Source organism: Citrobacter europaeus, assembly GCF_037482245.1.
GTDB lineage: Bacteria > Pseudomonadota > Gammaproteobacteria > Enterobacterales > Enterobacteriaceae > Citrobacter > Citrobacter europaeus.
The window spans coordinates 4,223,236-4,235,804 of the sequence record NZ_CP148084.1 but is presented as its reverse complement, the minus strand read 5'-3'; the positions used below and the strand labels follow the sequence as shown (position 1 = coordinate 4,235,804).

Annotated in this window: 8 protein-coding genes; 3 read left to right on the top strand and 5 right to left on the bottom strand. The window is 53.8% G+C overall.

The genetic code is table 11. The features are described from left to right. Nucleotides 1-2: 2 nt before the first annotated feature. Complete coding sequence (gene rapA, locus WHR59_RS19825; protein WP_338843393.1) at nucleotides 3-2,909, bottom strand: RNA polymerase-associated protein RapA; 2,907 nt, start codon at nucleotides 2,907-2,909, stop codon at nucleotides 3-5. Nucleotides 2,910-3,086: 177 nt separating this feature from the next. Beyond that, nucleotides 3,087-5,438: a DNA polymerase II gene (polB, locus tag WHR59_RS19820; protein WP_043018403.1), complete on the bottom strand. Its 2,352-nt coding sequence runs from the start codon at nucleotides 5,436-5,438 to the stop codon at nucleotides 3,087-3,089. A 600-nt stretch (nucleotides 5,439-6,038) separates the two neighbouring features. Here polB and WHR59_RS19815 point away from each other — a divergent pair. Further along, a complete protein-coding gene (locus WHR59_RS19815) occupies nucleotides 6,039-6,422 on the top strand; it encodes a DUF4751 family protein (RefSeq protein ID WP_043018405.1) in 384 nt (127 codons plus the stop codon). A gap of 42 nt (nucleotides 6,423-6,464) precedes the next feature. Here the strand turns inward: WHR59_RS19815 and araD are convergent, their stop codons facing one another. The 3 genes from araD to araB form a co-directional block, all read right to left on the bottom strand. After that, the gene (gene araD, locus WHR59_RS19810) at nucleotides 6,465-7,160 is read right to left on the bottom strand and encodes an L-ribulose-5-phosphate 4-epimerase (RefSeq protein WP_338843392.1); all 696 of its coding nucleotides are present in this window, start codon (nucleotides 7,158-7,160) and stop codon (nucleotides 6,465-6,467) included. Between the two features lie 105 nt (nucleotides 7,161-7,265). Then, a complete protein-coding gene (gene araA, locus WHR59_RS19805) occupies nucleotides 7,266-8,768 on the bottom strand; it encodes an L-arabinose isomerase (protein ID WP_043018407.1) in 1,503 nt (500 codons plus the stop codon). A gap of 10 nt (nucleotides 8,769-8,778) precedes the next feature. Next, complete coding sequence (araB, locus tag WHR59_RS19800) at nucleotides 8,779-10,488, bottom strand: ribulokinase (RefSeq protein WP_181230776.1); 1,710 nt, start codon at nucleotides 10,486-10,488, stop codon at nucleotides 8,779-8,781. 339 nt (nucleotides 10,489-10,827) lie between these two features. Between araB and araC the strand changes: the two genes are divergently transcribed. Together araC and WHR59_RS19790 are read left to right on the top strand one after the other, a co-directional pair. Next, on the top strand, nucleotides 10,828-11,673 hold the full coding sequence (araC, locus tag WHR59_RS19795; protein ID WP_006686679.1) for an arabinose operon transcriptional regulator AraC: 846 nt from the start codon (nucleotides 10,828-10,830) through the stop codon (nucleotides 11,671-11,673). Nucleotides 11,674-11,792: 119 nt separating this feature from the next. Continuing rightward, on the top strand, nucleotides 11,793-12,560 hold the full coding sequence (locus WHR59_RS19790) for a DedA family protein (protein WP_043018409.1): 768 nt from the start codon (nucleotides 11,793-11,795) through the stop codon (nucleotides 12,558-12,560). Nucleotides 12,561-12,569 lie beyond the last annotated feature (9 nt).

The window sequence follows — 12,569 nt, the reverse complement described above, 5'->3', positions numbered from 1 at the left end:
CGTTACTGATGCGTCACGACGATCAGGCGCAGGGCATCCAGACGCCAGCCTGCCTGATCCAGGCTTTCCATCACCTGTTGGCGGTTGCTTTCAATTGCGCTGAGTTCGTCATCACGGATATTCGGGTTAACGGCGCGCAGCGCTTCCAGACGGGAGAGTTCTGCCGTCAGCTTCTCGTCCGCTTCTTTACGCGCCGCGTCGATCAGCGCGCGGGCCGATTTTTCCACCTGCGCTTCGCCGAGTTGCAGAATGGCATGAACATCCTGCTGGACGGCGTTGACCAGTTTGCTACCGGTATGGCGGTTAACGGCGCTGAGCTGACGGTTAAAGGTTTCGAATTCAACCTGCGCGGCAAGGTTATTGCCGTTTTTGTCCAGCAGCATACGTACCGGCGTTGGCGGCAGGAAACGGTTTAACTGCAGCTGTTTCGGCGCTTGCGCTTCCACAACGTAGACCAGTTCAACCAGCAGAGTACCGACCGGTAACGCTTTGTTTTTCAACAACGAAATGGTGCTGCTACCGGTGTCGCCGGAGAGGATCAGATCCAGACCATTACGGATCAACGGATGTTCCCAGGTAATAAACTGCGCGTCTTCACGCGACAGAGCGACATCGCGCTCAAACGTAATGGTGCAGCCATCTTCCGGCAGCCCAGGGAAATCTGGCACCAGCATATGATCGGACGGTGTGAGCACGATCAAATTGTCGCCACGGTCATCCTGATTAATACCAACGATATCAAACAGGTTCATCGCGAAGGCGATCAGACTGGTATCGTCGTCCTGCTCTTCAATACTTTCAGCAAGCCGCTGAGCTTTTTCGCCGCCGTTCGAATGGATCTCCAGCAGGCGATCGCGCCCTTGCTCCAGCTGTGCTTTCAGCGCGTCATGCTGTTCGCGGCAGGTCTTGATCAGATCGTCAAAGCCATCGGTGTTTTCTGGCTCAGCCAGGTAGCCGATTAGATTGTTATAGACTGTGTCATAGATGGTGCGTCCGGTCGGACAGGTGTGTTCGAACGCATCCAGACCTTCGTGGTACCAGCGCACCAGCACGGATTGCGCGGTTTTTTCCAGGTATGGAACGTGGATCTGGATATCATGCGCCTGACCAATACGATCCAGACGGCCAATACGCTGTTCCAGCAGGTCCGGGTTGAACGGCAGATCAAACATCACCAGATTGCTGGCGAACTGGAAGTTACGCCCCTCGGAGCCGATTTCAGAGCACAGCATCACCTGGGCGCCGCTATCTTCTTCGCTAAACCAGGCCGCCGCGCGGTCACGTTCAATGATCGACATCCCTTCATGGAACACGGCGGCGCGGATACCTTCACGCTCGCGCAGTACCTGCTCCAGTTGAAGCGCGGTGGTGGCTTTCGCGCAGATGACCAGTACTTTTTGCGAGCGGTGGCTGGTCAGGTAGCCCATCAGCCATTCCACGCGTGGGTCAAAGTTCCACCAGGTGCCGGTGTCGCCTTCGAACTCCTGATAAATCTGTTCCGGGTAGAGCATGTCGCGCGCCCGGTCTTCCGCACTCTTACGCGCGCCCATAATGCCGGAGACTTTAATCGCCGTCTGGTATTGGGTTGGCAACGGTAATTTGATGGTATGCAGTTCGCGTTTCGGAAAGCCTTTCACACCGTTACGGGTATTACGGAACAGCACGCGGCTGGTACCGTGGCGGTCCATCAGCATTGAAACCAGCTCCTGGCGCGCGCTCTGGGCATCCTCGCTGTCGCTGTTTGCCGCCTGCAATAACGGCTCAATGTCCTGCTCGCCAATCATGTCGCCTAACATGTTCAGCTCATCGTTACTCAGCTTGTTGCCAGCCAGCAGCATGGCGACGGCGTCGGCGACCGGACGGTAGTTTTTCTGTTCTTCAACAAACTGGGCGAAATCGTGGAAACGGTTTGGATCCAGCAGGCGCAGGCGCGCAAAGTGGCTTTCCAGGCCCAGCTGTTCAGGCGTTGCGGTCAGCAACAGGATACCCGGCACGCGCTCTGCCAGTTGTTCAACGGCCATATATTCACGGCTGGGCGCGTCTTCGCTCCACACCAGGTGGTGGGCTTCATCGACGATCAGCAGATCCCATTCGGCGTCACACAGGTGCTCCAGACGCTGTTTACTGCGACGGGCAAAGTCCAGCGAACAGATAACCAACTGTTCGGTTTCAAACGGGTTGTAGGCGTCGTGCTGCGCCTCTGCATAACGCTCATCATCGAACAGCGCAAAGCGCAGGTTGAAACGGCGCAGCATTTCGACCAGCCACTGGTGCTGTAGCGTCTCCGGGACGATGATCAGCACGCGTTCTGCAGCGCCGGAAAGTAGCTGTTGATGCAATATCATCCCGGCTTCAATGGTTTTACCTAAACCAACTTCATCAGCCAGCAGAACGCGAGGAGCATGGCGGCGGCCAACATCATGGGCAATGTTGAGCTGGTGGGGGATCAGGCTGGTACGTTGACCACGCAAACCACTCCACGGCATACGGTACTGCTCGCTCTGAAATTTACGCGCGCGATAGCGCAGCGCAAAGCGGTCCATACGGTCAATCTGACCGGCAAACAGGCGATCCTGTGGTTTGCTGAATACCAGTTTGCTGTCGAGCAGCACTTCACGCAGCGTTACACCGGTTTCTTCTGTATCAAGGCGGGTTCCGATATAGGCAAGCAGGCCGTTTTCTTCTTTTACTTCATCGACATGCAGTTGCCAGCCTTCATGGCTCGTTATCGTATCACCAGGATTGAACATCACGCGGGTCACGGGGGAATCACTGCGCGCATACAGACGGTTTTCGCCCGTCGATGAGAAAAGTAAAGTGACGGTTCGCGCATCCATGGCGACAACAGTACCAAGTCCCAATTCGCTTTCTGTATCGCTGATCCAGCGTTGACCAAGTGTAAAAGGCATATATGTTCGGCTCTATATCTTTAATTGCAGGCAATACTCGTCATTTTCCGGGCTAATCCCCGTTATTGAGAGCATACGACCCCGCTACCAGGCTAATAAATCAGTGGTAGTGGTGTTAAATGGGTCCAGGAATGGAAAGGGCGCTATGGTACTGGATGGCGGCGGTTTCGTCACGCGTCAAAATAACCCCAGTTGTCCTGTGAGTAGTGTAGCAAAATTATCGTCAATAAAGGGAAGAATTCCCTCGGCGACCGGCTGGATCTGACGGGTCAGATAATGCTCATAATCGAGAGCAGACTGCTGATAATCAACAGGTTCTGGACCATTAATCGTCCAGACATATTTAATCGTACCGCGATTCTGATACTGCGGTGGACGCCCCAGTTTGACATTCTGCTCATCGGCTAGCCGCGCAGCGCGCACGTGTGGCGGAACATTGCGCTGGTATTCGCTCAACGGGCGGCGCAGACGCTTACGGTACACCAGTTGTTCATCCAGTTCACCCGCCATCAGACGGTCGATAGTCTCGCGAACGAACTCCTGATAGGGCTGGTTACGAAAAATTCGCAGGTACAACTCCTGCTGAAACTGCTGGGCCAGCGGTGTCCAGTCGGTTCGTACCGTTTCCAGCCCCTTAAACACCATGCGCTGCTCTGCGCCCGCCTGAATCATCCCGGCGTAGCGTTTTTTGCTGCCGGTATCTGCACCGCGAATGGTTGGCATCAGAAAGCGGCAAAAGTGGGTTTCAAATTCCAGTTCCAGCGCGCTGGTAAGGTTTTGTTGCTTCAGCGACTGCGCCCACCAGTCGTTGACATAGCTCACCAGCTCACGGCCAATCCGGGCGGCATCCTCTTCTGAGTGCGCCTTTTTAAGCCAGACAAAGGTCGAGTCGGTATCGCCATAGATAACGTCGTAACCCTGAGCTTCAATCAGCGCTTTGGTCTGACGCATGATCGCGTGACCGCGCATGGTGATAGACGAAGCCAGCCTCGGGTCGAAAAAACGGCAGGCGGTGGTGCCAAGCACGCCGTAAAATGCGTTCATGATGATTTTCAGCGCCTGCGAGAGCGGTTTATTGCCATGGCGTTTGGCTTCATCGCGCCCATGCCAGATCTGGGTAACGATTTCCGGCAGGCAATGTTTTTCGCGTGAGAACCAGGCGTCAAGGAATCCTTCGGTGCTGTGCTCCGGATCCGGATGCGCCATCCCTTCAATAAGTCCCACCGGATCGATCAAAAATGTACGGATAATTGACGGATACAGACTTTTGTAATCCAGCACCAGTACGGAGTCGTACAAACCCGGGCGTGAGTCCATTACGTAGCCGCCGGGGCTGGCGTGCGCGGGAACCTCCCCCAGATTTGGCGCCACGTAACCCGCCCGATGCATTCGTGGCAGGTAGAGATGGCCGAAGGCGGCAACGGAGCCGCCGTGCCGGTCGACCGGCAGGCCATTGACCGTCGATCGTTCCAGTAGGAATGGCATGATCTCGGTTTTATGAAAAATACGCGTGACCAGTTCACAGTCTTTGAGATTATAGGTAGCGAGCGCGGGCTTATCCTGGGCAAACCGGCGATCGATTTCGTCCATCCTGTCCCAGGGATTATCAATTGACTTCCCTTCGCCCAGCAGCTCCTGCGATACCGTCTCCAGCGAAAATGACGAGAAATTCCAGAATGCGGATTTGAGCGCCTCGATGCCGTCGATAATCAGGCGACCTTTAGCCTGCGCGAAAAACACGCCGTTTTTGAAGCCATGCTCGCGCCACTCCAGCTCGCTATGATCACGACCAAAACGCAGAGGAATACGGTAACGTTCGGCATGCTTTTGCAGGACGCGTAAATCGAATTGCACGACGTTCCAGCCGATTATCACATCGGGATCGTGACGGGCAATCCAGTCGTTAAGTTTTTCCAGCAACAGCGGGCGGCTTGCGACGTACTCGAGTTCAAAATCCAGCGCTGAGGCGTCGCCGTTTTCCGGGCCGAGCATGTAGACAATACGCTGCCCACAGCCTTCAAGACCGATACAGTAGAGTTCGCCGTGGCGCGTGGTTTCGATATCCAGCGATACCCATTTCAGCGGCGGTCGATAATCCGGGTTCGGCTTCAGCCGGGCATTAACCAGCGTGCCATTATGTCTGTCGCCTTCAACCCAAACAGGGGACGTGATAAAGCGCTCCATCAGATACCGCTCCGGCGGGCGCACGTCAGCCTCATAGACAGTAACCGCGTTTTCGCGCAGCAGTTTTTCCAGGCGCATAAGCTGGCGATGTGAGCGGCAATACAGGCCGGAAACGGACTGGCGGTGGAAGTCTTGCAACTGAAGCGGCGTCAGGCGATAGCCGTTTTCAGTGCGTAATAATGATGTTACGCGAGGAACCTGACTGCCAGGAATAAACGCCACCGACTCCTGAGGCGCGAGCGTGACTTGCAGTGGCCCGTCGTCTGTAGCCAGCCAGAATGAGACCTCAGTTCCCTGCGGGGTGTCCCGCCAGTGCCGGGTTAAAATAAAGCCTGCCTGCGCCACGCTACGTATCCATTAAAAAACCAGGCATTATTATAGCCTGGTTTACATGATTGTACTGTTATTTTGTACAGTTAAAAATGAACGTTGCAGGAAGTTGCCGCAACAGTAAAGGCAAAACTCCCTCTGCAGTAAAGTGTTACAGGGTCGGGTTTGGTATTGAATAAATGAATGCCGCTCTTGAATATTTTCCTTTGAATTATTTTATTGGCCTGTCATGGCTATTTGTATTTACTATTTCTTTGTGGTTATGTATTTTTCATAAGTTGGAAGTCCGCATCAGGATTTTTGTGTCATTTTCGGAATTGTGCTCATCCAGTTTTGTTACTTATCCCTCGGTTCAGAGAAAATTGTCCCTATTTTTATTTGTTTTTATTCATGGTTAGTGTAACTATTTTAATCGAAACATTCGGGTTATCAGGTTGAATGTAATATATTTATATGGCTTGCTATTGTCTGGATAAAAACGGATTTTCAGTTCGATTTCGTCGGGAATATCTCTCTGTATAATTTGATTTTTATCGCTTAATATAATTTTATTCATCTGATAGCTCGAGTGTTTTATATCAATAGCTTGGGTGTGTTGTATGATGGAGAGGTATTATGAATGTTTATACTCAGGCGTTACAGGTAGGATATGATCACTATCTCTTCGTGAATACTCAGTTATCTAATCCTACAATTAAGTCGGTAAGTCGATACATTGAGTATAGAACGTGGTCAGGGCAAATCTGGCGTACTGAGGTTATTGAGCGAGGGAATGCTTTTTTTCACTGGCAAGGACATGACAGAATAAATGGGCATCGTGATACGGTTATTAATTACTTATTGAACGGACAACGCTGGCAATCAACAATTGCAGATTATATTTTCTTTCATTCACTGGATGGGGAGGATACTCTGGGACATTATGATAACGTGATTAAATACGTTTGTGCTAATAATTGTATGTATCGCAGTTCGTTTGCAGAATATATAACGGAATAAAAAGAAAGCGCGCCACTCTTTCCGGGCGCGCTTGTATTAATTTCACTGCCCATAGTAGGCTTTTGCGCCGTGTTTGCGCAGGTAGTGTTTATCCAGCAGGGTTTGTTGCATATCCGGCAACTGTGGCGCGAGTTGACGGCAGAAGATCCCCATATAGGCGACTTCTTCCAGCACAATGGCGTTATGCACCGCATCCTCGGCATTTTTTCCCCAGGCAAACGGACCGTGAGAATGCACCAGCACGCCAGGCATCTGCGAAGCGTCAATGCCTTGTTTCTCAAAGGTTTCAACGATCATGTTACCGGTTTCCCACTCATATTCGCCGTTGATTTCGTCCTCGGTCATTTTCCGCGTGCAGGGAATAGAACCGTAGAAATAATCCGCATGGGTGGTACCCGTGGCCGGAATCGACTGACCGGCCTGCGCCCAGATGGTTGCATGGCGTGAATGAGTATGAACAATACCGCCAATGGTTGGGAATGCCTGATACAGCAGACGGTGCGTCGGGGTATCGGAAGAGGGTTTCTTCGTACCTTCTACAACTTCACCGGTAGCGATACTGACGACGACCATATCTTCTGCGGTCATTACGCTGTAATCGACCCCGGAAGGTTTGATCACAAACACGCCGCGATCGCGATCGACAGCGCTGACGTTCCCCCAGGTCAGGGTGACCAGATTGTGCTTAGGTAACGCCAGATTGGCTTCCAGTACCTGACGTTTGAGATCTTCTAACATGATGCTCTCCGATGAATCTTGCCGGATGGCGCTACGCTTATCCGGCCTACAAATCGCACAGCCCTGTAGGCCGGATAAGGTGTCTACGCCGCCAACCGGCAGTTGTTAACGTTTGAAGCCGTAATACACTTCGTTCCAGCGCAGTGCGTCCTTAAAGGCCGGCAGACGGGTATCGTTGTCGATCACTGCGATCTCGATATCGTGCATTTCAGCGAACTGGCGCATATCGTTCAGATCCAGCGCGTGGCTGAACACGGTGTGGTGCGCGCCACCGGCGAGGATCCAGGCTTCAGATGCGGTTGGCAGATCCGGCTGTGCCTTCCACAGCGCGTTAGCCACCGGCAGTTTCGGCAGGGAGTGCGGCGTTTGCACCGTGTCGATGCAGTTAACCAGCAGGCGAAAACGATCGCCGAGATCGATCAGGCTGGCAACCACTGCCGGACCGGTTTGGGTGTTGAAGATCAGACGTGCAGGATCGTCTTTACCACCAATGCCGAGATGCTGTACGTCGAGGATCGGTTTCTCTTCCACCGCGATGGTCGGGCACACTTCCAGCATGTGCGAACCGAGCACCAGATCGTTACCTTTCTCGAAGTGGTAGGTGTAATCCTCCATAAATGAGGTGCCGCCCTGCAGACCGGTTGACATCACCTTCATGATGCGAAGCAGAGCGGCGGTTTTCCAGTCGCCTTCGCCCGCAAAGCCGTAGCCTTGCTGCATCAGACGCTGTACGGCCAGACCCGGAAGCTGTTTCAGGCCGTGCAAATCTTCAAATGTGGTGGTGAAGGCGTGGAATCCGCCCTGTTCCAGGAAGCGCTTCATCCCCAGCTCAATACGGGCCGCTTCCAGTACGTTTTGACGCTTTTCACCGTGGACTTGCGTCGCCGCCGTCATGGTGTAGGTGCTTTCATATTCATCGATTAGCGCGTTGATTTCGCCATCGCTAATTGCGTTCACTACCTGCACCAGATCGCCTACGGCCCAGGTATTTACCGAGAAGCCGAACTTGATCTGCGCAGCGACTTTATCGCCATCGGTGACCGCAACTTCGCGCATATTGTCGCCAAAACGGCAGACTTTCAGATGGCGGGTATCCTGTTTGGACACGGCCTGGCGCATCCAGGAGCCAATGCGTTCGTGCGCTTGTTTATCCTGCCAGTGACCAGTGACCACGGCATGCTGCTGACGCATACGTGCGCCGATGAAACCGAACTCACGGCCGCCGTGCGCGGTCTGGTTCAGGTTCATAAAGTCCATATCAATGCTGTCCCACGGCAGGGCGGCGTTGAACTGGGTGTGGAACTGCATCAGCGGTTTGTTGAGGATAGTCAGACCATTAATCCACATTTTTGCCGGGGAGAAGGTATGCAGCCAGACCACCAGGCCTGCGCAGCGATCGTCATAGTTGGCATCACGACAGATAGCGGTAATTTCGTCAGGTGAAGTACCCAGCGGTTTTAATACCAGTTTGCAGGGCAGTTTAGCTTCAGTATTCAGTGCGTTAACAACGTGCTCGGCATGTTGGGTTACCTGACGCAGGGTTTCAGGGCCATACAGATGCTGGCTACCAATCACAAACCACACTTCATAGTTATCAAAAATCGTCATTGTCGTGTCCTTAATGTGTCAGGGTTGCCAGGTCTACCGGGGCTTGTTGCGCCGGAGCGGCAGTCGGAAGGTATTGTTGTTCAGCGCTTACTGCCCATTGCTGATAGCGGCGGTAAAGCTGTTCAAAACGTTGAGCCTGCTCTGGGCGAGGTTGCAGCGTGTTTTCCACGGCGCTCGCCATTTGTTGCTGCGCGGCTGGGATATCGGCGTGTACTTTCGCGGCAACGGCGGCGAAGATTGCCGCACCGAGCGCACAGCACTGGTCTGAAGCGACAATCTGCAGCGGACGGTTTAGCACGTCACAGCAGGCCTGCATGATGACCGGGTTCTTACGGGCGATACCGCCAAGCGCCATGACGTTGTTAACCGCAATGCCTTGTTCGGTGAAGCATTCCATGATGGCGCGTGCGCCAAAGGCTGTGGCGGCAATCAGACCACCGAACAGCGCCGGCGCGTCGGTTGCCAGATTCAGATCGGTAATTACGCCTTTCAGACGCTGATTGGCATTGGGCGTACGGCGACCGTTGAACCAGTCGAGCACTACCGGCAGATGATCAAGCGATGGATTTTTCGCCCAGGCCTCGGTTAGCGCTGGCAGCAGCTGTTTTTGGCTGGCTTTAATCTGGGACTGCAGCTCCGGGTGTTGCGCGGCAAGCTGTTCCAGCGGCCAGCTCAGCACGCGGCTAAACCAGGCATAAATATCGCCGAATGCAGACTGACCCGCCTCGAGGCCAATAAAATGCGGCACCACGCTGCCATCAACCTGGCCGCAAATGCCTTTCACCGCGCGCTCGCCGACGCTGTGCTTGTCGGCAATCAGAATGTCGCAGGTCGACGTGCCGATGACTTTCACCAGCGTATTGGGCTGTGCGCCCGCGCCGACCGCACCCATATGGCAGTCAAAAGCGCCGCCGGCAATCACCACGCTTTCCGCTAACCCCAGACGCTGTGCCCACTCGGCGCACAGGGTGCCAACCGGCAGGTCGGCCGTGAAGGTATCGGTAAACATTGGGTATTGCAGATGGCGGTTGAGGATGGGGTCAAGTTCGTCAAAGAAGCTGGCTGGCGGCAGACCGCCCCAGCTTTCATGCCACAGGGATTTATGCCCGGCGCTGCAGCGACCGCGGCGAATATCCTGCGGGCGTACGGTGTTGGAGAGCAGGGCCGGAACCCAGTCGCACAGCTCAATCCACGAAACCGCAGCTTCGGCAACCGCGTGGTCCTGGCGAGTCACATGCAGGATTTTGGCCCAGAACCATTCACTGGAATAAATACCGCCGATATAGCGGGAGTAATCGCTCTTGCCCGGCGTGTGGCACAGGCGGGTGATTTCTTCAGCTTCTTCTACTGAGGTGTGATCTTTCCACAGAACAAACATTGCATTTGGGTTTTCCGCGAACTCCGGACGCAGCGCCAGTACGTTGCCGTCGGCATCGATGGGGGCCGGGGTTGAACCGGTACTGTCAACGCCAATGCCGACCACTTCCGCGCGTTGTTCCGCGCTCAGTTCGGCCAGTACGGTTTTCAGCGCCGCTTCCATGGATTCAATGTAGTCGCGCGGATGATGGCGAAACTGGTTGTTCGGGCCGTCGCAATACTGCCCTTGCTGCCAACGTGGGTACCACTCTACGCTGGTGGCGATTTCTTCACCGGTGGCACATTCCACTGCCAATGCGCGTACTGAATCACTGCCAAAATCGAGGCCAATTGCAATCGCCATCGTCTTACTCCATCCAAAAATACGGGTATGGATAAACAGTAGTGAGTGGGGATAAAAACCGTCAGGCAGGATCCGCTAATCTTATGGACTAAAATGCTGTGGGATCACAAAGTGTGACGCTGTGCAAATAATCAATGTGGACATTTCTGCCGTAGTTATAGACACTTTTGTTAGCTGATTTTGACGTTGGCCCAGTACATGTTTTTTACAAATTGCTTTTCACAAGCGGGGTTGATGGTCCATTACCGCAAACACTGCGGCACGCAGGGGCGATGCCGATGATGTCTGGCGTTATATGGACAAATTGTTTCTTAGCAGAATATAGGGAGTATTGAAATTATGGCTGAAACGCAAAACGATCCCTTGCTGCCAGGCTATTCGTTTAACGCGCATTTGGTGGCCGGATTAACCCCCATTGAGGCAAACGGGTACCTGGATTTTTTTATCGACAGACCGCTGGGGATGAAGGGTTATATCCTCAATCTCACCATCCGTGGCGAAGGGGTTATTAATAATCAGGGCAAGCAGTTTGTCTGCCGGCCTGGTGATATTTTGCTGTTTCCACCTGGAGAAATTCACCATTATGGACGTCATCCTGACGCCAGCGAATGGTATCACCAGTGGGTTTACTTTCGTCCGCGCGCTTACTGGCAGGAGTGGCTGGCCTGGCCGGCCATTTTTGCCCAGACCGGTTTCTTTCGTCCGGATGAAGCGCATCAGCCGCATTTTAATGAACTGTTTGGGCAGATAATCAACGCCGGGCAGGGAGAAGGCCGCTATTCCGAACTGTTAGCGATTAATTTACTGGAGCAGTTATTGCTGCGACGGATGGAAGCTATTAACGAATCGCTGCACCCGCCCATGGACAACCGCGTACGCGATGCCTGCCAGTACATCAGCGATCACCTGGCGGACAGTAATTTTGACATCGCCAGCGTCGCGCAGCATGTCTGCCTGTCGCCTTCCCGCTTGTCGCATCTCTTCCGCCAACAGCTTGGAATTAGCGTATTAAGCTGGCGTGAGGATCAGCGCATCAGCCAGGCGAAGCTATTGCTGAGTACCACACGTATGCCGATCGCCACCGTCGGGCGCAATGTTGGCTTTGACGATCAGCTCTATTTTTCTCGTGTTTTCAAAAAATGTACCGGCGCCAGCCCGAGCGAGTTTCGCGCTGGATGTGAATAAAAAGTGAATGATGTGTCCTGAAAGTTGTCATAACTCGCAATCTATTCAGACAATTGATGGCTTGACGAAGTTGAGAAGGGTTATCAAAATCCCTGATTCGTAAATCTGACGGACACATTATGCAAGCATTGCTTGAACACTTTATTCTCCAGTCCGCCCTGTACTCTCTGATCGCCGTACTTCTGGTGGCCTTTTTGGAGTCGCTGGCGCTGGTTGGCCTGATTCTGCCCGGGACCGTGATGATGGCGGGGCTGGGGGCGCTGATTGGCAGCGGCGAACTGAACTTCTGGCATGCCTGGCTTGCGGGCATCATTGGTTGCCTGTTGGGGGACTGGATCTCCTTCTGGTTGGGTTGGCGCTTTAAAAAGCCGCTGCACCGTTGGTCGTTTATGAAAAAGAACAAGGCGCTGCTGGATAAAACCGAGCACGCGCTGCATCAGCACAGCATGTTTACTATTTTGGTGGGCCGTTTTGTCGGGCCGACGCGTCCGCTGGTGCCAATGGTGGCGGGCATGCTGGATCTGCCTGTCGCTAAATTTATCGTCCCGAACATTATTGGCTGCATCCTGTGGCCGCCGTTCTACTTCTTGCCGGGGATCCTGGCGGGGGCGGCAATCGATATTCCTTCTGATATGCAGAGCGGAGATTTCAAATGGTTGCTGCTGGGGACGGCGCTGCTGCTATGGGTGGGCGGTTGGCTGTGCTGGCGGCTGTGGCGCAGTGGCAAAGCGGCTGTCGATCGCCTAACTGCGTATTTTCCCCGCAGCCGTTTGCTGTATCTGGCGCCGTTGACGCTCGGGATCGGCGTGGTCGCGCTGGTGGCGTTACTGCGTCATCCGCTGATGCCGGTGTATATCGATATTCTGCGTAAGGTCGTGGGTTACTGACGAATCTTT